This window comes from Acidiphilium sp. 20-67-58 (genome assembly GCF_002255515.1).
Classification (GTDB): domain Bacteria; phylum Pseudomonadota; class Alphaproteobacteria; order Acetobacterales; family Acetobacteraceae; genus Acidiphilium.
Map to the genome: position 1 here is coordinate 1 of NZ_NCAS01000026.1, position 26,751 is coordinate 26,751.

General features: G+C 61.6%; 28 protein-coding genes. 15 read left to right on the top strand and 13 right to left on the bottom strand.

All coding sequences use genetic code 11. The annotated features are described in order from the left end of the window. Positions 1 to 82: 82 nt before the first annotated feature. Positions 83 to 2,020 (bottom strand): Hint domain-containing protein, encoded by a 1,938-nt coding sequence (locus B7Z76_RS11235; protein ID WP_291343985.1) that lies wholly within the window; start codon positions 2,018 to 2,020, stop codon positions 83 to 85. 84 nt (positions 2,021 to 2,104) lie between these two features. Further along, a complete protein-coding gene (gene uvrC, locus B7Z76_RS11240) occupies positions 2,105 to 4,009 on the bottom strand; it encodes an excinuclease ABC subunit UvrC (RefSeq protein WP_291343987.1) in 1,905 nt (634 codons plus the stop codon). Between the two features lie 381 nt (positions 4,010 to 4,390). Here uvrC and B7Z76_RS11245 point away from each other — a divergent pair, with 381 nt between their 5' ends. The 6 genes from B7Z76_RS11245 to B7Z76_RS11270 all read left to right on the top strand — a co-directional run bounded on the left by B7Z76_RS11245 (position 4,391) and on the right by B7Z76_RS11270 (position 9,393). Further along, positions 4,391 to 5,782 (top strand): M17 family metallopeptidase, encoded by a 1,392-nt coding sequence (locus tag B7Z76_RS11245; RefSeq protein WP_291343989.1) that lies wholly within the window; start codon positions 4,391 to 4,393, stop codon positions 5,780 to 5,782. Positions 5,783 to 6,005: 223 nt separating this feature from the next. Next, complete coding sequence (locus B7Z76_RS11250; protein ID WP_174502695.1) at positions 6,006 to 6,395, top strand: MarR family transcriptional regulator; 390 nt, start codon at positions 6,006 to 6,008, stop codon at positions 6,393 to 6,395. Positions 6,396 to 6,413: 18 nt separating this feature from the next. After that, a complete protein-coding gene (locus tag B7Z76_RS11255) occupies positions 6,414 to 7,034 on the top strand; it encodes an outer membrane lipoprotein carrier protein LolA (protein ID WP_291343992.1) in 621 nt (206 codons plus the stop codon). A 91-nt stretch (positions 7,035 to 7,125) separates the two neighbouring features. Further along, positions 7,126 to 7,881: a gamma-glutamyl-gamma-aminobutyrate hydrolase family protein gene (locus B7Z76_RS11260; protein ID WP_291343994.1), complete on the top strand. Its 756-nt coding sequence runs from the start codon at positions 7,126 to 7,128 to the stop codon at positions 7,879 to 7,881. A 28-nt stretch (positions 7,882 to 7,909) separates the two neighbouring features. After that, on the top strand, positions 7,910 to 8,593 hold the full coding sequence (locus B7Z76_RS11265; RefSeq protein WP_291343996.1) for a fumarylacetoacetate hydrolase family protein: 684 nt from the start codon (positions 7,910 to 7,912) through the stop codon (positions 8,591 to 8,593). After that, a complete protein-coding gene (locus B7Z76_RS11270; protein ID WP_174502699.1) occupies positions 8,590 to 9,393 on the top strand; it encodes an exodeoxyribonuclease III in 804 nt (267 codons plus the stop codon). Before B7Z76_RS11265 ends, B7Z76_RS11270 begins: the two co-directional genes overlap by 4 nt. Here B7Z76_RS11270 and B7Z76_RS11275 read toward each other — a convergent pair. The 5 genes from B7Z76_RS11275 to def form a co-directional block, all read right to left on the bottom strand. Then, positions 9,360 to 10,016: a hypothetical protein gene (locus tag B7Z76_RS11275; RefSeq protein WP_291343999.1), complete on the bottom strand. Its 657-nt coding sequence runs from the start codon at positions 10,014 to 10,016 to the stop codon at positions 9,360 to 9,362. The genes B7Z76_RS11270 and B7Z76_RS11275 overlap by 34 nt on opposite strands. 16 nt (positions 10,017 to 10,032) lie before the next feature. After that, positions 10,033 to 10,572 (bottom strand): translation initiation factor IF-3, encoded by a 540-nt coding sequence (gene infC / locus B7Z76_RS11280; protein WP_174504769.1) that lies wholly within the window; start codon positions 10,570 to 10,572, stop codon positions 10,033 to 10,035. 109 nt (positions 10,573 to 10,681) lie between these two features. Beyond that, positions 10,682 to 11,449 carry a tRNA pseudouridine(38-40) synthase TruA gene (truA, locus tag B7Z76_RS11285; RefSeq protein WP_174502701.1) on the bottom strand — a complete coding sequence of 256 codons (768 nt, stop codon included), beginning with the start codon at positions 11,447 to 11,449 and terminating at the stop codon, positions 10,682 to 10,684. Further along, complete coding sequence (fmt, locus tag B7Z76_RS11290; RefSeq protein ID WP_174502702.1) at positions 11,446 to 12,351, bottom strand: methionyl-tRNA formyltransferase; 906 nt, start codon at positions 12,349 to 12,351, stop codon at positions 11,446 to 11,448. The genes truA and fmt overlap by 4 nt, the downstream gene beginning before the upstream one ends. After that, positions 12,351 to 12,917: a peptide deformylase gene (gene def, locus B7Z76_RS11295; protein WP_291344042.1), complete on the bottom strand. Its 567-nt coding sequence runs from the start codon at positions 12,915 to 12,917 to the stop codon at positions 12,351 to 12,353. Before def ends, fmt begins: the two co-directional genes overlap by 1 nt. Positions 12,918 to 13,033: 116 nt before the next feature. Between def and B7Z76_RS11300 the strand changes: the two genes are divergently transcribed. Continuing rightward, positions 13,034 to 13,537, top strand: coding sequence for an Hsp20 family protein (locus B7Z76_RS11300; protein ID WP_174502704.1), 504 nt, complete (start codon positions 13,034 to 13,036; stop codon positions 13,535 to 13,537). A 1-nt stretch (position 13,538) separates the two neighbouring features. Further along, entirely contained in the window at positions 13,539 to 13,796 is a 258-nt protein-coding gene (locus tag B7Z76_RS11305) for a DUF1150 family protein (protein WP_291344001.1), read from the top strand. Positions 13,797 to 13,887: 91 nt separating this feature from the next. On the opposite strand, the gene msrA is transcribed toward B7Z76_RS11305, so the two are convergent. From msrA to B7Z76_RS11335, 6 genes are all read right to left on the bottom strand, one after another. Beyond that, positions 13,888 to 14,565 (bottom strand): peptide-methionine (S)-S-oxide reductase MsrA, encoded by a 678-nt coding sequence (gene msrA / locus B7Z76_RS11310; RefSeq protein WP_291344003.1) that lies wholly within the window; start codon positions 14,563 to 14,565, stop codon positions 13,888 to 13,890. Between the two features lie 25 nt (positions 14,566 to 14,590). Further along, on the bottom strand, positions 14,591 to 16,051 hold the full coding sequence (gene purF / locus B7Z76_RS11315; protein ID WP_236656248.1) for an amidophosphoribosyltransferase: 1,461 nt from the start codon (positions 16,049 to 16,051) through the stop codon (positions 14,591 to 14,593). Between the two features lie 101 nt (positions 16,052 to 16,152). Beyond that, complete coding sequence (locus B7Z76_RS11320; protein WP_291344006.1) at positions 16,153 to 16,716, bottom strand: CvpA family protein; 564 nt, start codon at positions 16,714 to 16,716, stop codon at positions 16,153 to 16,155. Next, complete coding sequence (gene radA / locus B7Z76_RS11325; RefSeq protein WP_291344007.1) at positions 16,713 to 18,119, bottom strand: DNA repair protein RadA; 1,407 nt, start codon at positions 18,117 to 18,119, stop codon at positions 16,713 to 16,715. The genes B7Z76_RS11320 and radA overlap by 4 nt, the downstream gene beginning before the upstream one ends. Positions 18,120 to 18,148: 29 nt before the next feature. Further along, positions 18,149 to 19,222, bottom strand: a complete 1,074-nt coding sequence (locus B7Z76_RS11330; RefSeq protein ID WP_291344008.1) for a hypothetical protein — start codon at positions 19,220 to 19,222, stop codon at positions 18,149 to 18,151. 24 nt (positions 19,223 to 19,246) lie between these two features. After that, positions 19,247 to 19,762, bottom strand: coding sequence for an adenine phosphoribosyltransferase (locus tag B7Z76_RS11335; protein ID WP_174502711.1), 516 nt, complete (start codon positions 19,760 to 19,762; stop codon positions 19,247 to 19,249). Between the two features lie 69 nt (positions 19,763 to 19,831). On the opposite strand from B7Z76_RS11335, the gene B7Z76_RS11340 reads away from it, so the two are divergent. From B7Z76_RS11340 to B7Z76_RS11370, 7 genes are all read left to right on the top strand, one after another. After that, positions 19,832 to 20,590: a DsbA family protein gene (locus B7Z76_RS11340; RefSeq protein WP_291344011.1), complete on the top strand. Its 759-nt coding sequence runs from the start codon at positions 19,832 to 19,834 to the stop codon at positions 20,588 to 20,590. Between the two features lie 7 nt (positions 20,591 to 20,597). Next, a complete protein-coding gene (smc, locus tag B7Z76_RS11345) occupies positions 20,598 to 24,095 on the top strand; it encodes a chromosome segregation protein SMC (protein WP_291344013.1) in 3,498 nt (1,165 codons plus the stop codon). Positions 24,096 to 24,179: 84 nt separating this feature from the next. Then, positions 24,180 to 24,497, top strand: coding sequence for an AtpZ/AtpI family protein (locus B7Z76_RS11350; protein ID WP_174502714.1), 318 nt, complete (start codon positions 24,180 to 24,182; stop codon positions 24,495 to 24,497). Positions 24,498 to 24,510: 13 nt separating this feature from the next. Then, positions 24,511 to 25,266, top strand: a complete 756-nt coding sequence (locus B7Z76_RS11355; protein ID WP_291344016.1) for a F0F1 ATP synthase subunit A — start codon at positions 24,511 to 24,513, stop codon at positions 25,264 to 25,266. 75 nt (positions 25,267 to 25,341) lie between these two features. Continuing rightward, a complete protein-coding gene (locus B7Z76_RS11360; protein ID WP_007422333.1) occupies positions 25,342 to 25,575 on the top strand; it encodes an ATP synthase subunit C in 234 nt (77 codons plus the stop codon). 25 nt (positions 25,576 to 25,600) lie between these two features. Then, the gene (locus tag B7Z76_RS11365) at positions 25,601 to 26,170 is read left to right on the top strand and encodes a F0F1 ATP synthase subunit B (protein ID WP_291344018.1); all 570 of its coding nucleotides are present in this window, start codon (positions 25,601 to 25,603) and stop codon (positions 26,168 to 26,170) included. A 6-nt stretch (positions 26,171 to 26,176) separates the two neighbouring features. After that, on the top strand, positions 26,177 to 26,698 hold the full coding sequence (locus tag B7Z76_RS11370; protein WP_291344019.1) for an ATP synthase F0 subunit B: 522 nt from the start codon (positions 26,177 to 26,179) through the stop codon (positions 26,696 to 26,698). Positions 26,699 to 26,751 lie beyond the last annotated feature (53 nt).

Sequence of the window (26,751 nt, forward strand, 5' to 3'; positions counted from 1 at the left end):
TGGGGGCATGCCCCCAACCCCGTTGCCATCACATCAACCCTCAGCCATCAAAGCAAAGGACTCTACTTCTGAACGGTACCAATCAGGGGTGCACGTCAGATATGATCGCGACCCTATGGGTTCCATGTGGCAACCGATACACACTCATTGGAGCGGCACTGCTGTCTGGCACAAGAGCCTTGCCGCTTACACAGACTTGGAAATGGCCCGGTATCTGCCGAAAACCGCGCGCGACAAGCCGGTATTGCAAAACAGTCCTGATGCGAGCGAGATGGGGCCCACCGTCGATTACGGGTGCGCAAACGTGTACCGGATCGCGAAAAGGAGGATTAAAGTTAGCAAACAACGTGATATAATTAATACCATCAGAAAATTGGTTCCGGTTTCCACAATCAAGGTAAGTCTCAACCGGCAGCATTTCAGCCAAAATTACATCATGATTTTCAAGCTCGATATGATGATACGTTACACTCGGCACGGATACCTGTCGTATCGAAAGTCCATTGATCAATTTTTTGATCTCGATCAGGTATCCATCAATCCAGATCGCATGGTCCGGTGAGAGATAAAGATCCCGGCATGGTTGGCCAGAGCCGAAGGCATCCTTCTCGATCAGAACCGGCAGGACCAACTCTGGCGACCGGTGCCTGCGGCAATCCACCCGCCGCTGTCCATGCCAGATAATCTTGTGACGATCTCCGGTACGGGTAATGACGTGGTCCCCTTCGCACAAGGTTTCCACCAGCCGCAATCCGTCCGGGGTCAACAGCCGGGTGCCTTGCCTGAAACATGGAACAACGATCTCTACGGTTTTCGGATTGGTCCCACTGACAGCCTGGACGGCCAGTGAACCCGGCGCTGTTGAGAATGTAATCTGGTACGGCGTTTGCCCATCGTTGAGTGTCAGAACATTGCCTGTCACAGAACCGCTGACCTGCTGGGTCTGTCCGTAACCCGTTATGTCAATTGTATCGCCGGCAGAGAACCCTCCAATAGTACCGGAAAACGGGTGCGCCTGGTTTAAAACGACATTTGAACCTGAACCTGTAAAATCGATTAACATTCCAGAGGTAACATTATTTGAAAAAGTAACATTCCCGCCAGCCAGATCGATAATACCAGTACCAGATGCGATAGTATTAAAATCTAAATTTGTTCCTGATGAAATAACTATCGTTCCATCATTTACAAATGGGGCCAAAATGGTCGAGCTGCCAGAAAACTGCCAATTTGCGCCTGCAGCAATCGAAACGGTGCTGAATTGTAGAAATTCCGCCGATGGATCGGAAAATGTTCCGGCAACGTTCCCACCAAACACGAGATCGGCAACCGATCCGCCATAGACAAGGCCATCAAAGGTGGCGCCGGGCAAAATTGTCAATATATCTGTCGGGGTTGCCGCAACACCTGAAGCAAAGGATATGGCAGCCCCCGAGCTTGCACTGACCATACCTCCTTGAATAATATCAACATAATTCTGGCCACTTGGCACCAGAATGCCTGTCGCTCCGTCAATTGTCCCCAGATTGGTCAATTCAGCGACATTATTGAGTTCTACACCGACGCTACCCCCCTGTATCAGGGCTCCAACAAGATTTATCGCGCTTGCCGCTCCAATCTCCAGTCCAATGCCACCGTTTCCGGCAGTAATCATGCCTGCATTCAGAAGCGAACTGCCCGTTACATCGCCACTCAATTTGACCGCAATCGAGCTTGAACTGACTATCGTGGCCAGTGCATTATTCTGAATGCCAAAAGCGCGACCCGTTGTGGATTGTATTGCGCCAAACGCTCCAGAAATCAGTCCTGAATTATCGATCTGGCCGCCTTCATACAGAACGATACCTTCGCCAGACGGCGCCACGAGACTCCCCGCGACATCAATGGTCCACACCGCCGGTGCGACAATCGCGTTTCCCGATGCCACGGCAAAATTGCCCGTTACTGTAACCGGGTCAGCATACTGAGTTGATGAAAGCGAGATCTCTGTCGCCTGGCTCCCGGTAATCGTGTCAGACATTTTTGCCCCTCAAGATTCAGCCGAACAGCCATATAATCCTGAGGTTGTGTATATATTAAACTTTAAGTTGATTCTATATAAAATTTACGTTTCATTAATTTTTGCCCCCCTGAGGATGGTGCCAGGCAACTGGGCATCAGGGTTGAAATACCCATAAATCAGTCGAGCAGTTGCGCGATTGATCCCCGCCACCGCCTCGAGATCTTTCAAGCCTGCCTGGCGAACGCCTCTTGCGGACCCAAAATGATTAAGCAGGGCGCGTTTACGGGCTGCGCCAATACCAGGAATACCGTCGAGTTCGCTTGTCGTTATTTTGCGGCTCCTTCCGGCTCTATGGGTCGTGATTGCATACCGATGGGCCTCGTCTCTCAACCTTTGCAGGAAATAGAGTACGGGATGGCGCGGCGGCAGTTGAAACGGGGCACGCTCCGGCAAATGAAACCACTCACGCCCGGCATCCCTGTCCGGTCCCTTGGCAATCGCTACAAGCGGAATATCGACGATACCGAGTTCATCGAGCACAGCGCACGCCGACGAGAGTTGCCCCTGCCCACCATCGATGACGACCAGATCCGGCCAGGAGCCTTCTTCACGCAGCGGATCATCTGCCTGCGCGCGCGCGAAGCGACGCGTCAGAACTTCCCGCATCATGGCAAAGTCATCTCCGGGGGTGACGGGCCCCTTGATGGCGAAACGCCGGTAGGCTGACTTCACGAACCCTTCAGGCCCGGCAACGACCATCACGCCATAGGCATTGGTGCCCATGATATGCGAGTTGTCGTAGATCTCGACGCGCTGCGGCGAAGCCTCAAGCCCGAACAACGAAGCTGTGGCGGACAGGAGCTTTTCCTGGCCAGCAGATTCGGCGAGCTTTCGTTCCAGGGCTTCGCGGGCATTGGTGGCGGCATGATCGACAACCTGCCGCTTCTCCCCACGTTGGGGAACAGCCATCTCGACCTTATGCCCTGCCTTGAGACTGAGAGCGTCCCGCAGCAGTCCCGCCTGGGTAACGGCGGTGCTGAGCAGGATCAGAGGCGGCGGAATCTTGTCGTCATAGAACTGGGTGATAAACGCACCGATCACGTCACCAGCGACTGCCCCCTGAGCATGAGTGGGAAAGAAACTTCGATTCCCGTAGTTTCGTCCGCCGCGGATGAAAAAGACCTGGACACAAGACTGGCCTGCAGCCTGATGGATTGCGATGACATCGGCATCCCCAACCGTTTCGGGGTTGATCACATCGTCACCGCTTATATGTGCAAGACCGCGAATTCGATCCCGGATTGCAGCGGCCCTCTCATACTCCATGGACTCAGACGCTGCCTGCATTTCCGCAGCCAGATCACGCTGAACTGTACCGGCGCGGCCTGAGAGAAAATCGCTCGCCTGCCGCACCAGCGCACCATAGGCCTCGGCGTCTATGCGCCCGACGCATGGGGCGGAGCATCGTTTGATCTGATAAAGCAGGCAGGGTCGGGAGCGGTTGGCGAAAACGGAGTCTGCGCATGTGCGAAGCAGAAACACCCGCTGCAGCGCCTGGATTGTCTGGTTCACAGACCAGGCGGAGGCAAATGGTCCCCAATACCGCCCCTTTCGCGTCCGAGCACCTCTGTGCTTGACGAGTTGGGGAAACTCGCCCTCCTCGGTGATCATCAGCCACGGATAGGACTTGTCGTCTCGAAGCAGGATATTGAACTTCGGACGCAGCTTTTTGATGAGATTTGCTTCGAGAAGCAAAGCCTCGGCCTCCGTGTGCGTCGTGATGATCTCGACGCTCACAGTCTCCGAAACCATGCGCCGCAGCCGCTCCGGCAACCGGGCGACCTGCGTGTAGGTCGTCACACGTCTCTTCAGGCTGCGGGCCTTGCCCACGTAGAGGGCACTACCGTCGCGATCGAGCATCCGGTAGACGCCCGGCGCTGCCGGCAGCGACCCCAGAGCGGCCGCAATGATGTCGACCCCTTTGGGGGGCGTTTGGGGATCGGGCATTATGGTGGCCTGTCAGTGCGGCAAGACTGTGGATAACTCTGTGAACGAATTCGAAGCCTCTTGGCTTCAAGCGATAGTCAAGTCGGCCGGGGAATTTTATGGCAACCCGGGATCGGACAGATAAGCGACTGATATTGCAAACTAATCTTTCAACTCAAAACAACATGGCGAACTCCTGTAAACAATTGAACAAAACCGATTTGCCACGTCTATACGCGTGGACAACTTGCGATACAGCCGTTCAAAGATTTTGCCGGGATGGGATGATACAATGCCAAAAGGGATCACCAGCTATCGGAAAGTATCGCATCCAAACCGCGGTAAAGTCCCGATTGTCGATAGTGATATCATGACAGCCCGTTGCGCATCGAGGAGCCTCTTATGCCCGCCCAGCCCAATTCGCCAGATATCAACTCGCGTTCAAGCCTTTCGGTCCATGCGCTGAGACCTGGGGAAATCGAACATTTCCTCACCGACCTGAATGAAACGGAAGCTGCCTATCTGCGTGCGCAAGATTTCTCGGGCAAGGCCGCATCCGTCGTGTTGCTGCCAAGCCCGGAGGGGATATCGCGAGCCGTCTTGGGGCTTGGTGACCATCCGGGTCCGGCAACATTTGGCGACCTGCACAAGAAACTGCCGAACGGTATCGACTGGACCCTATTGCCTGGGAGTTATGATCCCGGCGAGGCATATCTCGGCATCACGCTAGGCGCATACCGGTTCGACCGCTTCCGCAAGCCAGACGCGAAGCTACCACACATTAGCGTGCAGAACGCACCAGACCGGGCCAAGCGTCTTGCCGAGGCGGTTTGTTTCGCCCGGGATCTCGTCAACATGCCAGCCAATCATCTGGGGCCTGCGGAACTCGCCGACGCGGGGGAAGCGCTGGCGAGGCGCCATGGCGCGCGATCCAGGCGGATTCGCGGTGCTGAACTTGCAAGCGGCTACCCGGCACTCCACGCTGTGGGGGCAGGGTCGGACCGCAAGCCGGAAATCCTCCAATTCAGTTGGGGGGAGAACCCTTCGCATCCCTTGATCTCACTTTGCGGCAAGGGCGTGTGTTTCGATTCGGGCGGCTACGATCTCAAGCCCAGCGCGGCGATGTTGCGCATGAAAAAGGACATGGGTGGCGCGGCAATAACCCTGGGCGTCGCGCAGGCCATCATGGCGCTCGACCTCCCGGTGAGGCTCGAAGTACGGATCGGATGCGTTGAAAATAGTGTTTCAGGACACGCCATGCGTCCGTTGGACGTACTGGCCACACGGGCAGGCCTAACTGTGGAGGTTGGAAACACCGATGCAGAGGGCAGACTGGTCCTGGCGGATCTGCTAACCGATGCGGCGGATGCAAAACCGGACTGGCTGATCGATTTTGCAACGCTGACAGGAGCCGCGCGTGTCGCACTCGGGCCTGAATTGCCCGCACTTTTCGCGAATGACGACAGGCTCGCGGATGCATTGATTGCCTCCGGTACTGCTGCACATGACCCTTTGTGGCAGTTGCCCCTTTGGCATGGCTACGAGTCGTGGCTGCACAGCAAAATCGCCGACATGAATACGGTTGCACCGAAACCCTTCTCCGGAGCAATCGTGGCGGCTCTCTTCCTCAAACGCTTTGTCCCCGCAGGCATAGCCTGGGCTCATATCGATACCTATGCGTGGAACGATTCAACTACACCGGGAAAACCGGAAGGAGGAGAAGCCCAGTCGCTAATGGCGACGGTTGGCGCTATTGAATATTTGGCCAGTATATCGGTTAGCGAACGATCCTAATAATTTGTAGGTAATTAAATAATATACAGCAACGGAATTGCAATGTTTTCATGTTTCAATATCTTGAGAATTAACTTCGACGTTCACACTTGACCTTCGATCAACCTGCTGGAAAGTTGGCGAACATCGATGTGATCTTTCGTAACGAAAGTTCAAGCTAGACGATGCAACGCCAGTGTCTTCTGGTGATCAGAATGCCGGGTAGCCGGAAGGAAATTGTGTCATGAGACAGCGTATGGATGCAGAAGGACTGGTGGAGATTTTCCGTGATACGATCGTCGCTCTCGTCAGGCGCGAAGGCGTCGATCTATCGGCCCGTCAGCTCGGTGTTTTTCTCACCTGCTATCTCGATGAAGACGCTCACACCGTGCGTGGCCTCGCGAACCAACTGAATGTTTCAAAGCCGGCAATCACGCGCGCCCTCGACCGGCTGTCCGATCTTGACCTTGCCCGCAGGAAGGTTGATCCAGCCGACCGTCGTAGCGTACTGGTTCAGCGTACAACCAAGGGCTCAGCGTTTTTGCGGGATATCCGTTCCGTGATGAGTGAATTGGCGATGGACGAACCACGACATTCAGAGCAAACCAACCGCTGTTCGGCGGCACCCAACTGAGTGGAAGAGTGGAATTAGATGATCGATCGGCGCGGGCTATTAGGCTTTGCTGTTGCCTTCCTCACCGCGTCAGGCATCCAAGCGCACGCAGCAACGGCACTGCCGGACCATACGCAAAAAACCCTTACGGCAGTTCTGACTTATCTGAATGGCCTGAAAACCGTAACCGCGCACTTCATGCAGGTTGGCCCTGACGGATCAGTTCGCACGGGCACTGCGATTGTCCAGCGTCCCGGCAAAATGCGGTTCCAATACGACAAGCCGAATCCACAACTCCTGGTTGCCGGCTTTGGCTTGCTTGTCTATCACGATCCCGAACTGAACCAGACAAGCAATATCCCGCTGGCCTCCACGCCGCTCGGCATTCTGCTGTCAAAACACATCCGTTTCGACGGTGACGTGAAATTGCTGCGGGTGACCACCCCGCCCGGTGAGATCCAGGTCACCTTGGCAAGGGTCGGGAAGGAATCTCAGGGGCATATCACCCTCGTATTCTCCACCAATCCGATCGAATTGCGGCAATGGCGGATCACCGACGCCCAGGATCGCGTTACTCAAGTCAGCTTATATGACCTTAAAAAAGCCCCCCCCTTCCCCGACAAGACATTCGAGTTCATCCCGGGCTTCAATTCGAACTGACCTCCCGTGATACGGCCGCCATTGTGGGTGCAACTCTGGCAGTCCGGAGAGCGATGCTGACAGGGGACGCCGGATTTGCGACAACCCGGTCATGATCTCCCGCTCATCAAAACTGATCGGCATTTCGTGCTGCCGCAAGCTCTTTGGCATTTACGGCATGGTCAATCACGCTGCCTCGGATACCTATGTCCGCGCCGTCGATTTCGTGGTTGGGGGGATGCCTCTGCTCATTCCAGCAAACGGCGATCGGGCGCATATCGATACGCTTCTGGACCGGCTCGATGGACTGATCCTGACCGGCAGCCGCAGCAACGTCGCTGCCGTATTCTATGGCGGACCGCCGCAACCGCCTGAAGATGCGCCCGAGGACCCCGAGCGGGACCTCGTGACGCTGCCCCTCGTGCGCGGTGCCATCGAACGGGGCTTGCCGGTCCTGGCAATCTGTCGTGGCCTTCAGGAGCTTAACGTTGCTCTCGGCGGCACTCTGCACCAGCGCCTGCAGGACCTGCCGGGAAGAATCGACCACTCGACACCCATGCAGCCACACGGGCCGGTCAGGACCGGGAAAGCTCATCATGTCATCTTGCGCTCCGGTGGCCAGCTCGCGCGGATCGTCAAAAGCGAAGCTCTTTCTGTCAATTCCCTCCACAATCAGGGGATAGACCGGCTGGCTCCGGGCCTGCTGGTAGAGGCTCGCGCAACCGATGGCACCATCGAAGCGGTCACCGGCACGGGAGCGGGCTATCTCGTCGGTGTGCAATGGCACCCCGAATATGATTTCGAGCATGATGCAGCGTCGCGCCGCATATTTGAAAGCTTCGGTGCGGCAGTGGATAAAGCAGGCTGATCGCTCGCAGGAAAAGTAGGAAACGGACATGCTCGACTTCGTGATCGCCCCTCCAGCCACACCGGCCGTGCCAGTCGCTGGCGGAGGATATTTTCCAATCCGGCGGATTTTCTGCGTCGGGCGAAACTATGCCGCCCACACCCGCGAGATGGGCGGAGATCCAAACCGCGAGCCGCCGTTCTTCTTCACAAAGCCCGCCGATGCGATCGTCGTGGGCGATTCCGTTCCCTTCCCCTCCGCCACGGACAACCTTCATCACGAGATGGAACTGGTTGTCGCTCTCGGCTCGGGCGGCAAGGATATTCCGCCCGGCGCCGCCCTTGATCACGTCTACGGATATGCCGCGGGCGTGGATCTCACCCGCCGGGATCTTCAGGACGAAGCAAAATCGCTTCGCCGTCCATGGGACATGAGCAAAGGGTTCGACCATTCCGCCCCGGTCGGCCCAATTGCCCCCTCATCGCGCGTTGGTCATCCTGCTTCGGGCCGCATCTCCCTCACCGTCAACGGCGAACAGCGTCAGAACGGCGACCTATCCGACATGATATGGCCCGTTGCCGATATCATCGCTTGTCTCTCCAGCCTCGTGGAACTGATGCCCGGCGACCTGATCTTCACCGGAACGCCGGATGGGGTCGGTCAACTGCGCCGCGGCGATCGAATCGCCGGGGTCATTGACGGTGTCGGCCAGCTCGAATTCACGCTCGCATGACACAACTGACCATCGCGACCTGGAACATCAATTCTGTCAGGCTCCGCCGCGATCTGCTGCACCGCCTGAACGAACTGGCGATGCCCGACATCATCTGCCTGCAGGAAACGAAAGTACCTGACGAACTCTTCCCCGACGATTTAGGCGCCGCGCTTGGCCTGCCTCACGTGCTCAAGCGCGGCATGAAAGGTTATAACGGTGTCGCCATTCTCTCTCGGCTCCCGCTTGAGACGCTCGAAGAGACGCCCGACTGGTGCATGAAATCCGATTGCCGGCACCTCGCCGCCCGGGTCGAAACCGGGTCGGAACCGCTTGTGGTGCACAATTTCTATGTTCCGGCCGGTGGCGACATTCCTGACCGCGAGGAGAACCCGAAATACGGCCACAAGCTGGATTTCATCGCCGAAACCCGTGCCCATTTCGCGGCCAACCGCCCACACCGCGCAATCCTGGTCGGGGATCTGAACATCGCGCCGCTGGAAAACGATGTCTGGAGCCACAAGCAATTGCTGGGCGTCGTCAGTCATACCGCTGCGGAAACCGAAGGGTTGAACGCGTGGCGGCGCGAAGGCTTCATCGACGCCATCCGGCATTTCGTGCCCGATGATCAGAAGCTTTTTACCTGGTGGTCGTACCGGAACCGGGATTGGCGAGCGTCAAACCGTGGCCGGCGCCTGGATCACATCTGGGTTTCGGCGGACCTGTCAGGCAAGCTGACCCGGTACGCCATTCTTCAGGATGCCCGAGACTGGGAACGCGGTTCCGATCACGTCCCTGTGGCGCTGACGCTCGATCTGTAAGCCTGCAAAGCGCGCTTCAGGGCGCGCCGCGCGGCGGCAGCCTCGCGGGCCAGCGCAAGCAGCTGCGGGATCTGGGCGGGCTGGCGCAAAACACTCCTCACGACCTGACCAAGCTGGATACGGCCATCCGTGCCGAGTGCGAGAAGCGCTGCCGGCGGCAGATGCCGTCCGGCAGGATCGGCGACAGCCCGCAGAACGGCAAACCCGAGGCCATGCTCCAGGGCAACGCGTGCAACGGCCGCGGATTCGAGATCGATCGCGACCGCACCGGTGGATGCGAAGAGCATCATCTTGTCTTGGGGAGTAACGGCAACCTTCCCGCCGCCGATCATGGCGTCAGCGGTCACCCCGCCGAAAATGTCCGCAAGCCGGTTGTCACATGGAAAAGCAGTGCCGGCAGCATCGAGTATCCGCCTTGGGATGAGCAAGTCGCCCGCCGCAGAACCTGGATCCAGCCCGCCTGCAAGACCGAAACTGATGATCGCCGAAACCGAGCTATCCCGTGCCAGCGATCGCGCTGCACGAGTTGCCCCTTCCGGCGTTCCACCGCCAACGGCGACCTTTGCGTCCATGCCATGCAGGAGGCTGGCTTCCGCGGTCAGCCCCGTCACGAATCCCAGCATGATGCGGACCGGGTGCTCAGCGCGGGCTGAGCACCATGATCATCTGCCGGTTTTCCATCTTCGGCATCTGCTCGACTTTGGTATCCGTCTCCATGTCAACACGGATACGTTCCAGCACCTTCACACCAAGCTCCTGATGAGCCATTTCTCGGCCACGGAAACGAAGCGTGACCTTGACCTTGTCGCCTTCGCCGATGAAGCTTTTCATGGCGCGCAGCTTCACCTGATAATCGTTCTCGTCGATATTCGGGCGGACCTTGATCTCTTTGATCTCGATCACTTTCTGCTTCTTGCGCGCCTCGTTTTTCTTCTTTTGCTGCTCGTATTTGAACTTGCCGTAATCGAGCAGCTTACAGACAGGAGGATCAGCATTCGGACTGATCTCGACAAGGTCGAGCCCAACCTCGCCGGCGCGGCGCTGCGCCTCTCTCGTGCTCATCACACCGAGCATTTCGCCCTCCTGGTCGATCAAGCGGACCTGGGGCACACGAATATCTTCATTGACGCGCGGGCCATCGCGGTTTGGCGGGCTCGGCGGAGCAGGTAGTCTGGCTATGTCGGTCTCCTGTCGTTGTGGACGCAAATAGAAATTAGCTTTATTGCTCTAGACGATATCGGGCTGCCAAAGCAACAGAACAAGCGCCCGGCCCTTCAGTTCCCCACGATCAGGTCCCCACGAATGGATCAGCCTCGTAGCGGACCGCGACCAGGGACAATCCCTCCGGCGGCGCAGTCGGCCCGGCGGCGGCACGATCGCGCGCAGCAAGAGCCTCGGCCACCCGGCCGACTGGCCAGCGCCCATCCCCCACCAGCTTGAGCGTGCCCACCATGTTCCGCACCTGATGATGCAGAAAGCTGCGCGCGTCCGTCTCGATCACCACCATGTCGCCATCCCGCATCACGTCGAGCCGATCGAGCGTACGCAGCGGCGACTTCGCCTGGCACGCACTAGCCCGGAAACTGGTGAAGTCATGCCGGCCCAGGAGGGACTGGGCCGCTTCGTGCATCGCCGAAACATCGAGCGGCACCTTCACATGCCAGACGAAGCCCTCCTGCAAGGCCGGCCGGGCTGCTCGATTGAGGATCAGGTAGCGATATGAGCGTCCGATCGCCGAAAAGCGCGGACTCCAGTCCGCCCACAATACCGGCGCTGCGGCAAGCACCACTACGGCATGCGGTTTCATATGGAAATTCAGCGCCTCGCGCACCGCCCGCGCGTCGAACTGGTCCGGCAATTCAAGAGCCGCAACCTGCCCGGCGGCATGCACCCCCGCATCCGTGCGACCCGCGACAACGCTTTCAGCAGTGCCGCTACCGCATAGCCGAGACGCTGCGGTCTCCAGCACCTCCTGCACGGACAATCCATTCTGCTGACGCTGCCAGCCGACAAATCCCCTGCCGTCATATTCAAGCCGGAGAGCCCAGCGTGTCACCCGAGACGCGTCCCGATACCCACCGAGTGCCCACGCAGAAATGCCTCCGCGGGCATGGCGGCGCGTCCAGCGCGTTGCACCAGCGTCAGCCGGATTGCTGCCTCGCCGCAGGCAATGGTCAGCCGATCGTCGAGCACCGTTCCCGGCTCACCCTGCCCTTCTGCGGCGTCCGCACGCAGGATCTTGAGCGTCTCGCCGTCCAGGCGAGTCTCAGTGCCAGGCCAGGGCTGGAATGCCCGGATTCGCCGCAGAATGGCCGCTGCCGGCGTGGACCAGTCGATCACGGCATCCGCCTTTGACAGTTTCGGGGCATAGGTCGCCCCGATTTCCGGCTGCGGCACCGGGATGCAATCCGCTTGCAAAGCCTTGAGGATCAAGCGGGCGCCAAGGGCAGCGAGCCTGTCATGCAGATCCGCCGTCGTATCCTCCGGGCCGATCGGCAGCGACTCGGCCAATAGCATCGCACCGGTATCCAACCCTTCGTCCATCTGCATGATGGTAACACCGGTCTGCGTATCCCCCGCCAGCACCGCGGCGTGGATCGGCGCGGCGCCGCGCCAGCGCGGCAACAGGCTGGCATGGATATTGATGCAGCCCCGCCGCGGCGCGGCCAGCATGTCCGCGGGCAGGATCTGGCCATACGCGGCGACAACGGCAACATCGAGATCGAGGCCACGGAAATAGGCTCTTTCTGCGTCATCGCGACGCAGGCGCTCCGGCGTCCGCACCGTCAGGCCGAGTTGATCGGCCGCCTCGTGAACAGGGCATTTGCGGATGCGATGCCCTCGCCCGACCGGACGCGGCGGCTGACAATACACCGCCACCACATCATGCCCCGCCGCATGCAGCGCCATCAGCGCCGGGACGGCAAATCCCGGCGAACCCATGAACGCAACGCGCATCAGCGCGTCGGCTTTCGGGCTGCCTTTTCGCGCAGATCCTTCGCCAGCTTGCGCAGAATCATGTTCCGCTTGAGCGCCGAGAGATGGTCAACGAACAGGACGCCATCCAGATGGTCGATCTCGTGCTGGATACAGGCGGCCAGAAGTCCATCAGCATCGAGCAGCCGCTTCTTGCCGCCCTCGTCCTCGAACGACACGCTGATCCGCCCCGGCCGGATCACCTCGGCATACTGTCCCGGCAACGACAGGCAGCCCTCCTCACGCGAGACAAGTTCGTCGCTGCGGGTGGTGATCTCCGGGTTGATCATGACGATGGGCTGCTTCTGGCCGTCCGGCGCCAGATCCATCACCACCAGGCGCAGCGACACGCCGATTTGCGGGGCGGCAAGACCGATGCCCGGCGCGCGATACATGGCGGCAAACATCCGCGGCACCAGTTCAGCGACCTCACTCCGGTCGGCGCCGACAACCCGGCGCGCCTTCATGCGCAGTCGCTTGTCGGGCACGATCAGGATTTCGGGGATTCCGGCATCGGCAATATCGGTCGTCACACTCATGCGCGGCATGTAGCGCCGCCGCCCCGCCCGATCAATCGGTACTTGCATTGGCCGCGATTTATACCCATTTCGGGGGTGCGAAACGCCGTCCGGGTTTCGCTTGTCTCGCTCGAAAGGAGGAGGCTTTGACCACTCGCGTTTTCACTTCGCCCCTGTTTCTGGGCTTCGATCATCTTGAGCAGGTGATTGAACGTGCCGCAAAGGCCTCGTCGGAGGGATACCCTCCCTACAACATCGAACAACTCAGTTCGACGAGCCTGCGGATCACGATCGCTGTCGCCGGGTTCACGATGGATGATCTCCAGATCACACAGGAAGACAATCAACTGGTGATCCGTGGCCGTCAGAACGACGACATGCAGGGACGTATCTTCCTGCATCGCGGGATTGCTGCACGGCAGTTCCAGCGGGCTTTCGTTCTTGCCGAGGGCATCGAGGTCAAGGGAGCATGGCTCGACAACGGGCTCCTGCATATCGACCTCGCACGACCGCTACCGGAAGCAAAAATCCGCACGATCGCCATCAAGAAAGGTGCAGGCGGCCAGAATGGCGCCAGCACGGCACGCACGCTCGACAGCGACGCGATTGCATCGCGCGTGGTTGGCCGTGAACTCCAGGAGGGTTCCTGACATGAACATCAAGACCCATGACGGCATCACCGAAGATGCCCCGTTCCAGGCGTTTCTCGATCCGCATCAGATCACCGAATCGCAGCTCGCCGAACTCGGCCTTGAGGAAATCGCTTACGTCCGCCCGATCATGACGCCTTCAGGCCCGGCCTTCGGTGTGTTCGCTGCCAACGGCGTGCCGATGGCGATCGCAGCCGACAATAACGTCGCCCGCGCCGCCATCGTCCAGCATGAACTTGCGCCGGTATCGGTTCACTGAGACCTTTGCGCCGGCTTGAGTAACGAGCGCATTGATTACCTTGCCATGGCAAGACATCCGGTCAGATGGAAACATCTGACCGGATACTTCTTTACAAGGCAGACATGACCCCGCCGGGGCAACCCACACCCGTGCCGCCAAGCCCGCAATAACCGTTCGGGTTCTTGGCCAGATATTGCTGATGATAGGCCTCGGCAAAAAAGAAGGGGGACGCCGGAACAATTTCCGTGGTGATCGTGCCAAATCCGGCCGCAGAAAGCGCCGGCTGGTAAGAAGCGCGGGCTTCTTCAGCGAGACGCAACTGCTCATCCGATGCCGCACAAACGATCGAGCGATATTGCGTGCCGATATCAGCACCCTGGCGCATGCCTTGCGTCGGATCGTGATTTTCCCAGAACACCTTCAACAGAGCCTGGAACGAAGTCACCTTCGGGTCGAAAACGACAAGAACGACCTCTGCATGGCCCGTGCGACCCGAACAGACTTCCTCATAGGTCGGGTTGGGCGTGAATCCGCCTGCATAGCCGACAGCGGTCACCACAACGCCCGGCACCTGCCAGAATTTACGTTCGGCGCCCCAAAAGCAGCCAAGACCGAAAATCGCGGTTTCCGTTCCCTGGGGATAAGGTCCGGCCAGCCGCGCACCGCTGACATGGTGGAATTCGGGACCGGCTATTGGCGTCGCGCGACCTGGCAGCGCCTCAGCAGGCGTCGGCATTCGCGTTTTCATCAAGCTCATCATGGCTTTGATCCCCTCCAACACTTTCATGCCCGGAAATCCAGCCCAACGGCAATCAGGCCAGCTCGGCCAGAAGCGAGTGTTGAGGATCTCTCGGCTCGGCATGATCTGTCAACGGGATCGGATAATCGCCACTGAAACAGGCATCGCAATAGGCCGGCGCTTCCGGGTCGCGCCCGCTATGGCCCAGGGCGCGATAAAGCCCGTCGATCGAGATGAATGCCAGACTGTCGACGCCGATCAGCGCGGCCATCTCCGCCTCACTGTTGCGAGCTGCAAGCAGTTTCGCGCGCTCTGGCGTATCGATGCCGTAGAAGCAGGAATGCGTGGTCGGCGGCGAGGATATCCGCATATGAACCTCGCGCGCGCCGGCCGCGCGCACCATCTCCACAATCTTCTTCGACGTGGTGCCGCGCACGATCGAATCGTCCACCAGCACAACGCGCTTGCCCTCAAGCGCCGGCCGGTTGGCCGAATGCTTCAGCCGCACGCCAAGATGGCGAATCTGGTCGGTCGGCTCGATGAACGTCCGCCCCACATAGTGATTGCGGATAATGCCGAGTTCGAACGGGATACCGCTCCGTTCGGCATAACCCATCGCGGCCGGCACGCCGGAATCGGGGACAGGGACGATCAGATCGGCCTCGACAGGGGATTCCTCGGCAAGCTGGCTGCCAATACGCTTGCGCGCCTCGTAAACCGACTTTCCATCGACAACCGAATCCGGCCGAGCGAAGTAAATATATTCAAAAACGCAGAATCGCGGCTTTTGCGGCACGAACGGCTTGAGGCTCCGCACGCCGTTGCGATCGATCGCCACGATCTCGCCCGGCTCGATATCGCGCACGAATTCGGCGCCGACCATCTCAAGCGCGCAGCTTTCCGAAGCCAGCACCCAGCCGGGACCGCTACCGTCAGCCCCATGCGTGCGGCCAAGAACCAGCGGACGGACACCCAAAGGATCACGAACGCCGATCAGCAGGTCATTGGTCAGCGCGACCAGCGAATAAGCCCCCTGGACTTGCTTCACCGCGTCGATCAGACGGTCGAGCACGGTTGCATAGAGGCTGATGGCAATCAGATGAACGAACACTTCGGAATCGGTCGTGGACTGGAACAGGCAACCGCGCCGCACCAAGGTCCGCTTCAGCGTATGGGCGTTGGTCAGATTGCCGTTATGGCCAACCGCCAGGCCACCGAATTCGAATTCCGCGAACAACGGCTGGACATTCCGCAGTAGCGTGGCGCCGGTCGTTGCATAGCGATTGTGGCCGATTGCGCGGGTTCCCGGCAGACCGGCCATGACCTTGGCGTCACCATAATTGTCACCGACGAGGCCTATACCCTTATGGGCATGAAAGCGGACGCCGTCATGCGTGACGATGCCCGTCGCCTCCTGGCCGCGATGCTGGAGCGCGTGCAGGCCGAGCGCCGTGATCGCGGCAGCGTCGGCGACGTTCCAGACGCCAACGACACCGCACTCCTCGTGCAACTTGTCGTCATCGCCAGCAGTCATTTGATTTTCGGATTGTATCACGCCGCTTGATCCCCTTGCGACCGGAGCTTGTCACATAATGCCTCGGTCCTGCCCTGTCGAGGACCAAACCATGCCGGCATCTATTGGCTGGGTCCTGTCACGCCCGCGGCGGAATTCGGCTGAGCGGACGGCATGGACGGTTCCGGACTGAGGTTGTCGACATGGGGCCTGTAGGCTGGCGGCAGAAACGCCACCAGAAATGCAGAGCCGTTCTCGGCGTAATTCAGGAACCGCGCATGCCGGATTGCAGCAGGCCATTCAGGCGGCTGCAGGAAAATCGACAGGCCGATATAGGCAAGGCACACGATCACACCGCCGCGTACAATGCCAAAGGCCAGACCAAGCGTGCGATCGATGCCCGAAAGGGCAGAGTCCCGCACGAGCGATCCGAGCCAAGCACTCAGGATCGACAGCACGATGAGCACAACGATGAACACAATACCAACCGAAGCCGGCAGCACGAGTTTCGGATTCCCCACAATCCCGGTGATCTGCGGCTCGATATCGGGATAGAGAAGGAATGCAGCCGCACCAGCTCCGATCCAGGCGCCAATCCCCAGAACCTCCCGCACGAAGCCTCGGGCCAAAGCGAGCAGGCCAGAAAGCAACACGATAGCAATCCCAACACCATCAGCCCAAGTCATAATTCCTCCTCCGCCCTGCTGCCACCCTCACTACCCATGGCCGCAACAAGATCGCTCAAATGTCCGTATTCGACCAATGACATGCCATCCGGCGACATCAGCCGCCTTTGTCCGCCAGCCACACGGCGCGGCAGCACGGCTCTTGCGAAGCCGAGCTTGACCGCCTCCTTCAACCGCAATTCCGCCTGCGCCACCTGGCGCAATTCGCCAGACAGGCCGATCTCGCCAAAGAAGACCGTCTGCGGATCGGCCGGCACTCCGCTGGCCGCCGAAATGAGGGCGGCGGCGACAGCAAGATCCGCGGCCGGCTCGGATACGCGCAATCCGCCGGCGATATTGAGATACACGTCGTGACCGCCAAGCTTCAGGCCGCAGCGTGCATCGAGAACAGCCAGCAGCATCGACAGCCGGCCCTGGTCCCACCCGATCACCGAGCGCCGAGCTGACCCCGCCCCGTTGGCCGAGAGCAGCGCCTGCACCTCCATCAAGACCGGCCGTGACCCCTCCAGACCCGCAAGCACAGCGCTGCCCGTGACATTGCCGTGCCGCTCGGCAAGAAAAAGGGCGGATGGGTTGGCAACCTCGGCCAAACCACCCCCGGTCATTTCAAATACGCCGATCTCATCGGTGGCGCCGAACCGGTTTTTCGCGCCGCGCAAAATGCGGAACTGGTGACCACGATCACCCTCGAAATGCAGCACAACATCGACCATGTGCTCGAGTACACGCGGCCCCGCGAGCGCGCCTTCCTTGGTGACATGTCCGACCAGCATCAGCGCGAAACCCTGCGTCTTTGCCGCCTGGATCAGGGCAAAGGCATTCGCGCGCACCTGGCTCACGGTGCCGGGAGCCGATTCGATGGTCTCGTCCCAGATGGTCTGGATACTGTCGATCACGACGAGTGCGACATTGGTCTCGGCGCGCAATGAACCGAGTATGTCGGCGAGAACTGTCGCGGAGGCCAGGTTAACCGGCGCCGCCTTGAGGTCGAGCCGTTCGGCCCGCAGCCTGATCTGCGCAACCGATTCCTCTCCGGAAACATACAGCACCCGCTGGCCGGAGGCGGCGAGACGGGCCGCGGCCTGCAAAAGCAGGGTAGACTTGCCGATTCCCGGATCGCCGCCCACCAGAATGACGGAGGCCGGCACCATCCCGCCCCCGAGCACGCGATCAAACTCGTCGATCCCAAGCGGAATTCGCGGCGGCGGAGGCGTCTCTCCCGCCAGCCCGACGAAATCGATTCCCCGGCCGGTCTGAACCGGTGCCTTGCGCCCCGTGCCGGTTGGAATGACCGTTTGCGGCTCAAGGGTGTTCCAGGCGCCGCAAGCTTCGCACCGGCCCGCCCATTTCGGGGCCACTGCGCCGCATTCATTGCACACGAAACGGGTGGCACCCTTCGCCATTCAGTCGCCGGTTACCGGTGAGATCGGCATCAGTTCGGCCGCCAGCCAAACCGCGTGAACAGAAATTGCCGCAGCGCCAGAAGTGCGTCCGGCGGAGCCGTGATCGGCGCGAGGGCGAGACCGGCGCTGTCCACCGTGAGGGCAATCGCACTCGCCGCCGCCGCAGACTGAAGGGCAGGCTGGCCGATCGCCCCCAGCGCGGCCTGGCGCCATAGCGCGACCGATACTGCGGGCGTCAGGCGCGGCAGGATCAGGATGAAATCCAGCCGGCTTGCGGCCACTACCGCCTGATAGGCGCGTTCAAGCGGCGCGGGCAGTGTTGCCACCCTGCGGGACGAGGCGAGTTCCTCAACCGTCGGCAAGGCGGGAAAGCGCTGCTCCCGCCTTGTCCCGCCAGCCTGATCGGAGCTGCCCAGCGTGCAGATCGCGCTACCGTTCGCCGCCTGCAGGGAGGCCATATCCGCCGGAATGTCTTCTCCAGCGAGCAATACCGCATCTGCCTCGCCGAGCCTGAATGCTCGTGCGACCGCCGATATGTCGCGAAGTCCGAAAATCGGCGAAATCGGCACGCCAAGCCGCTCGAACGCCAAAATCGCTGCCAGATCAGGACTTTCCGGCGCCGCTGCGGCCAGGCGGAGGGGGCTGGGCTGCGCGAGCCTTGCTAGCCCGCCACGCACCACAATCACGCCAGGATTGATCCCGGCAAGAATGGGAATCCACTCCCCCGGCCGGAAATGAACGCGCGGGTCGCCCGTCAGATAAGCGATCGGAGCTGCGCCAGGGAGCAGCGCTCCGGTATGGCCGTCCGCCGCGACAAGGGCCTGCAGCCGGTTTGCGCCAGTAACGCCGTCCCGTCCCCCCGCAGTTTGAACCCGCAAGAGAGCGTCCGGCGAGAGGATGGCTTGAACCCCGAGCGAAATCGCATGAGCCCAGCGGTCGATCCTCCCGCCGGGCAAGCCCCCCACCAAAATACGATAGTCACGATCCGACGTATCGGCGAAGATCGTGCCAGTCGGCGCGATGCTGCCCGCGGCGGACGATATCCCGGGAGTTGCCCCCGCCAATGTCGCGCCAAGTGCGCCGAGGATGAACCGGCGCCTCACCCTGCCAAACCTCTCGACCCGGACCTAACGGTCGTAGCTGACAAGAGCTTCGAACGGCACGTCAAGACGATCCCGTCCTTTCAGGAACTCCAGTTCGATGAGCGCCGCCGCGGCCGGCACCGTGGCGCCGACATTCCGCAACAGATTTATGCCAGCCGCCATCGTGCCTCCCGTCGCCAGCAGGTCATCGACGACGACGACCCGCTGCCCCGGCTGGACGGCGTCGGCCTGGATCTCGATGCGGTCGGTGCCGTATTCGAGATCATAATCATAGCCAACAGTCGGACCCGGCAGTTTGCCGCGCTTGCGGAGCATGATGAACCCGCACCCCAGCTTGAGGGCGAGCGGCGCCGCAAGAATGAAGCCGCGGCTTTCCACACCCGCAAGCATATCCGGGTGATATGCCCGAACCACATTGGCGAGACGCCCCATCGCCACCTGCCACGCATCGGCATGGCGAATGAGCGTGGAAATATCGTAGAACAGGATGCCCGGCTTCGGAAAATCGGGGATCCCGCGGATGTGATCCTTTAGATTCATGCCGCCGGTATAGCGGAGGCGGCAGCCTTGGCAACGTCCGCAAGGCCATCGTGCGGGACAAAATCATTCTTGCGCGAATTCACGCCGCCTTGCTCTCGTCACGATATGGGTGTTCCGCTATTCAGGCATCAGCTGGCGCCGTTTCCGCTCGACGATGTCGCGCGTTTCAGCTACACAACATATAGAGGATTTTTTGCTATGGATCGTCGTTCGCTACTAGGTATGGTGGCTGGACTTGTGAGCGCCGGTGGCATCGGAACATCATTTCCGGCAGCAGCAGCCGGAGCGGCCACCGATTCCCCCTACACGGCGCGCAGCCTCGGCAATCCCGACGCCCCTATCAAAATCTACGAATATTTCTCCCTCAACTGCCCGCATTGCGCCGAATTCGCCACGCATGCGCTGCCCAAGGTCATCGAAACCTACGTGAAGCCGGGTAAGGCGTATTACGTGTTCAAGGATTTCCCGCTAAACGAGGACGCTCTGTGGGCAGCCCAGATCGCCCGCACACTGCCGTCAAGGGCGTATTTTCCCTTCATCTCCGAACTTTTCCGCACGCAAGATGAATGGGCCTACGCGCCGGACCTGAAAACGCCCAAGGATTACCAGAACGCGCTGTTCCGCTACGCCGCCCTCGCCGGCATGGATCGCGCGACGTTCGACGCCGCCATTGCGAACAAGAAGCTGCGCGCCTTCGTCCTCAAGGAGCTGAACGAGGCGGAAAAGACCTACAAGGTCAATTCGACCCCCACCTTCATCATCAACGGCCGCAAGCGGGAGGGCGCTGTGTCGTTCGACACCTTCTCCTCCTGGCTCAAGGCCGCGTAGGTCCGGCTTGCCCGCGCGTTTCGCCCGCCTGCGGATCAGCGGGTTCAAGAGTTTCGCCGATCCGACCACGATCGACATCCTGCCTGGGCTGACCGGCATCATCGGGCCGAACGGCTGCGGCAAGTCGAACGTAGTCGACGCGCTGCGCTGGGCGATGGGTGAGGCCAGCGCAAAGTCCCTGCGCGGCGGCGAGATGGAAGACGTAATTTTCGCCGGCACAATGGCGCGTGCCGCGCGAAATCTCGCCGAAGTATCCATCACCCTGACCGACACGGGTGGCCTCGCCCCGGTTCCGTTCCAGAACGAGCCGGAACTCCAGGTCTCGCGCAAGATCGAGCGCGGCAGCGGCAGTTCGTATCGGGTCAACGGCCGCGAAGTCCGGGCACGTGATGTCGCGACCCTGTTCGCCGACCTCGCCTCCGGCGCCCGCAATTCCGCGATGATCAGCCAGGGCCGGGTCTCCGCCTTGGTAAATGCCCGCCCGGACGAGCGGCGCGCCCTGCTCGAGGAAGCCGCCGGCATCACCGGCCTGCACGCCCGCCGGCACGAAGCCGAACTCAAGCTGCGGGCAGCCGAGCAGAACTTGCTAAGGGCCGACGACCTGCGCGCCCAGCAGGAGTCCCGTCTCGCCGAGTTGCGCAAGCAGGCCCGGCAGGCCAATCGCTACCGGAATATCTCGGGGCTGATCCGCGACGCCGAAGCCGAATATCTCGCCATCGAGCGAGAGCTTGCGGAGCGCCGCCGCCATGCTGCGCGCGCGCACTTCGCCGAAGCCGACGCCGCGGTCGGCCGCGCCGAGCGGATCCGTGACGAGGTGCTAAGCCGCGAGACCTCGCAGAACGACGCGCTGCCCTCCTTGCGCGCGCGCGAAGCGGAAACGCGGACGCGTCTCGAGCGCGCACGGATCCTCGCCGAGCAGATCGATGCCGAGATTGCGCGTCTCGAAGCGGCTCGGCAGGAAGCCGAAGCGCGGGTGGCGACCCTGCGAAAGGACCACGCCGGCGCCGAACGGATTGCCCACGACGCCGAAGCCGCCGCAATTCGGCTGGAGGCAGAGCGGTCGCAACTCGCCGCCGATCACGAACTGGCTCCCGCCCGACTCGATCAGGCACGGCGCGAGGCCGAGGCCGCTTCGGCCGCCCTCGCGCGGTGCGACGCCGCAACCCAGCAAGCAACGGAAGCCGCTGCCCGCGCCCAGGCCGAGCGTCAGGCACTGGAAACCCGGCTGACCCAGGCCCGCAATACCGCCAGCCAGGCGGATCGCCGGGCCCGCGAAGCCGAAGCCGCCCATGCCAGCGCGCTGGCCGCTCTTGTGTCACCCGAGCGTCTTGCCGCCGCAGAAGCCGCCCGCGAGGCGGCGGAACTGGCCGTGACAACCGCCGAGGCCGCCTATGCCGAAGCCCAGAACCGGGTGCAGGAGGCGGAAACCCGGCGCACGGAGACCCATGCCGCCGCCATCCGCGCCCGCTCCGCCGCCACCGAAGCGGACGGCGCGGCGACGCGGCTCAAGGCCGAAACCGATGCGCTGAAAGCCCTGCTCGCCCAGAAATTCGGTCGCGATCCCGATCCGGTCCTGGACCGCATCAAGGTTCCCGCCGGGCTGGAAACAGCGCTTGGCGCCGCGCTGGGCGCTGAGCTCTCGGCAGGTGAACAGGCCAGCGCCGCCCGGCACTGGCGTCCCCTGCCAGCCATCACGTCCGAGGCCTCGCTACCCCGGATCGGCGAGACGATCACCGCACCCGAAGCCCTCCGACGTGCCCTTGACCACATTCTCCTGCTGCCGGCCGGCGAAGACGGCGATGCTTTGCAGGCGACGCTGCGCCCGGGGCATATCCTCGTCTCGATCGAGGGTGGGGTCTGGCGTTGGGACGGATTCGTGGTCCGTCCTGGCGCGCCGACGGAAGCGGCCGTCCGCCTCGCCCAGCGCAACCGGCTGGACCAGCTCGACATCGAGTTCGCGCGCGCGCGGGAAAGTGCAGAGGCGGCACGCGCCGCGCTGCAGGACGCCGAAACCGCCGAGCGCGATGCGCGGCGGACCGAGGAGGAGGCGCGTACGTCCCGCCGCTCTGCCGAATCCGCGATCGACCGCACCCGCAAGGATCTGCGCACGGCAACGGAGACCGCGAGCAGGCTGGCGGCTGAAGCCGAGCGATTGGCCACCCGCGAGACTGCGGCGGCCGAAACCCGCGCCCGATTCGAGGCCGAGGCCCAGGATGCTCGCGCTGCACTTGGCTCGATCGAGTCCGAATTCACGACACTGGATGATGCCCGGACCCTTCGCGACGCGCTGGAGCAAGCGCGCGCAGCCCTGGCCGAGAGCCGCCGGCGCGACAGCGAAGCGACCCAGGCCCTTCAACGCCTGCAGGCGGAAACCGAAACCCGCGGGCGCCGGCTGGACACGATCGTCCGCGAACAGGCGGACTGGGTCGAACGCGCACGTGACGCCAATGACCGACGCACCGACCTCGCTGCCCGCTTGCGCGAGGCCGAAGCCAGCCTCGATTCCCTCGGCGCGGATGGCGGCTCGCAGGAGCGACGGGCTGAAGCTGGCACTGAGCTGGCGGGGGCAGAATCCGACCACGAGGCCGCCGCGCGGGACCTTGCCGGCGCCGAAGACGCTGCACGGCGGAATTCTACCGCCGCGCGCGCCGCGGAGCAGGATCTAGCCCGCGCCCGAGAAGCCCGCATCGGCGCGGAATCCGCCGTGCGCGAAGCGGACCATGCCTGGGGCACCGTCGCCGAAAGAATGCTGGAGCGCCTGGGGGTCGATCCCACCTTGCCCGCAGTGGCCGATCCGTCGCCCGACGCCGCCGACAAGGCGCGGAAGCGGTTCGAGCGCCTCACACGGGAACGCGACGAAATGGGCCCGGTCAACCTGCGCGCCGATATCGAGGTCGGCGAGATCGAGACCCGTCTCGCCGCGATCGAACGCGACCGCGAGGAGATTACCAGCGCAATCGCGAAGCTGCGCGGCTCGATCGGCCATCTGAACCGGGAGGGCCGCGAGCGCCTCTCTGCCGTCTTCACCGAGATCGACCGCCACTTTCAGGCCCTGTTCACCCGGATGTTCGGCGGCGGGCGCGCGCATCTGGCCCTCACCGGCTCCGATGACCCGCTTGAAGCAGGACTCGAGATCTTCGCCGAGCCGCCGGGCAAAAAACTCGCAACATTGTCGCTGCTTTCCGGCGGCGAGCAGGCTCTTACCGCGCTGTCGCTGATTTTCGCGGTCTTTCGCTGCAATCCGGCACCGCTCTCGGTGCTCGACGAGGTCGACGCCCCGCTCGACGATGCGAACGTGGAACGCTTCTGCCGCCTGCTGGAGGATATCTCCCAGGATACCGGAACCCGGTTCATCGTTGTGACCCATCACCACCACACGATGGCGCGGATGGACCGCCTCTATGGCGTCACGATGCAGGAACGCGGGATTTCGCGCGTCCTGTCGGTCGATCTCGGCACGGCGGCGGCGATGGTCGAGCCCGCCGGCGCCATGGCAGCGGAATAGATTTCACGCTCGCGATATGTTGACTTGGAACGGCAGCATCGGTAGCAACCGCTGCCGCCTGTCGGCGGGCGTAAGGGTGTGAAAATGGGTGACGAACCGGCTCAGGGGCCAGATGATCGAAACGATTTCGATCAGCGCCTTGCCGCCGCGCGAAGTCGTGCCGGGCTAGACAAGTCCGCCAAAGGCGCCGCGCAGCAGGACAAGGGTCCCAATCCGTTCAGCGTCGCAACGCGACTGGGCGCCGAAATGGTGGCGTCTCTGGTCGTGTCGGTCGCGATCGGCTATGGACTGGATCGCCTTTTTCATTCAGCACCCTGGTTCATGATTGGCTTCGTGCCCATTGGCGCGGCTGCGGGGCTTCGAAACGTGTTCCGGGCCATGGGGCCAGGCGACAAGGACTGACCGGAGGATACGGATGGCGCAAGAATCGGGGATCAACGCTCTGGGGCAGTTCCAGCTGACCACCGGTTTCGGTGCGTTCGGCAAGGCAATCGAATTCACCAATTCGAACCAGATGATGCTGCTCGCCGCCGTGATCGTCACCTCTCTTTTCGTGATCGCGCTGCGCCAGCGCGCGCTGGTTCCCGGCCGCATGCAGGGATTGGCCGAAATCAGCTATGAATTCGTGCACAACATGGTGATCGACACAATCGGTGAGGAAGGCAAGCGCTTCTTTCCCTTCGTCTTCACCCTGTTCGCCTTCATCCTGATCGGCAACATCCTCGGCCTGTTCCCGTATTTCTTTGCCTTCACCAGCCATATCGCGATCACCGGCGCGCTTGCGCTGTTCGTCTTTGCCCTCTCGACGCTGGTGGGCTTCTGGTATCATGGCATCGGCTTCCTGAAATTCTTCTCCCCGCCGGGCGTGCCGGGCTGGCTGCTGCCGCTGCTGATCCCGATTGAAATTGTTTCCTTCCTTTCGCGCCCGATTTCGCTTTCGGTCCGACTTTTCGCGAACATCACCGCAGGCCATGTGATGTGGGAAGTGTTCGCCGGCTTCATGCTGATGCTGGTCTCGGGCCTGGGTGCCGTTGGCGTCGTCGCCGCGATCATCCCGCTCGGCCTCAACATCGCGCTCACAGCGCTCGAGTTCCTGGTCGCGTTCCTACAGGCTTACGTGTTCGCGATCCTGACCTGCCTTTACCTGCACGATGCGATCCACATGCACTGATCGCCTCGCGCATCCCTTTAACTCCACCGGCCTGACCGGCCTCAGCTACCGCTTGAACTGAAAGGAATCCTAGTTATGGCCATTGACACCCTTCTGCTTGCTCGCGACGTCGGTGCAGGTCTGGCGACCATCGGCGTTGCCGGCGCAGGCGTCGGTATCGGCAACCTGTTTGGCGCTTTCGTTGGCGCGGTCGGCCGCAACCCGGCGGCTCGCGACAAGATGTTCCGCGACGTTCTGCTCGGCTTCGCCCTGACTGAAGCCGTCGCGCTCTACGCGCTGGTCATCGCGCTCATCATCCTGTTCGCCTGAACCACCGGCAGGGATACTTCACGCGATGCGCCGAACCATCATACTGCTCGCTGCCACCACCCTGGGCCTGACGCCGGCTGTCGCCATGGCTGAAGGCAAGATGCCGCAGATGGATTTTGCCAATCCGCTGACCGGCGCTCAGGTCGTGTGGATGGCGGTCATCATGGTCGCGCTGTATTTTATTCTGGCGCGCTGGGCTCTGCCCAGGATCGGCGGCGTGATCGATAACCGTCACAACCGCATTGCAAGCGACCTTGAAACCGCCCGCCGTGCCAAGGCGGAGGCCGAGCATGCAGTGCGGGACCTCAATCTCGCGGTCCAGAACGCGCGGGAATCGAGCCAGGGTGCGATCGCCGAGGCGGTGAATGCCGCAAAGGAACGCGCCCGGGCACAATCCGCGACGCTGAACGAGCGGCTCAACGCGCAGATTTCAGCGGCCGAAGCCGAAATCGAGGCAGCACGTCGTACGGCGGTCAACGCTTTGGCTCCGATCGCGCGCGACGTCGCGTCCAGCCTGCTGCACCGCCTGACAGGCGAGGCTGCGGAGCCTGGTCGCGTCGATCAGGCGATTGCGGCACTTTCAACCCAGGGGTGAGCGACCATGGAATATGAAGCCCTTACCGGTACGCTGTGGGACAAGGGAACTTTCTGGGTCACCGTTGCGGTCCTGATTTTCCTCTTTTTCTTCGGCAAGAAGATCGTCGGGGCGATCACCACGATGCTCGACCAGAGAAGTGCTGAGATTCAGCGCGAACTGGATGAAGCCTCCCGTTTGCGCGCCGAAGCCGAAGCCATGCTGAAGGATGCCGAAACCCGCCGCGAGGCCGCACTCGCGCAGGCCAAGGACATGCTCGCCATGGCCGGTCGCGAGGCCGAACGCCTTGCAGCCGACTTGCTGACAGAGGCCGAGGCTTCCGCCCGCCGGCGTGAACAGATGGCGAAAGAGCGGATCGCTGCGGCCGAATCCGCGGCTGTTGCCGAAGTCCGCGAGGCTGCCGCGGCACTTGCCGCGCTTGCTGCAGAACGGGTTCTCAAGGAAACCATCGATGCGGCCCACGATCAGGGTCTTATCGATCAGGCGATCTTCGGTTTGCCCGCAGCGCTGAGGCAGAAAGCAGCCTGATGCCTGGCGGATGCTGCCCTTCCGGGCAGCGTCCGGCTCCGGGCATGGCGCAA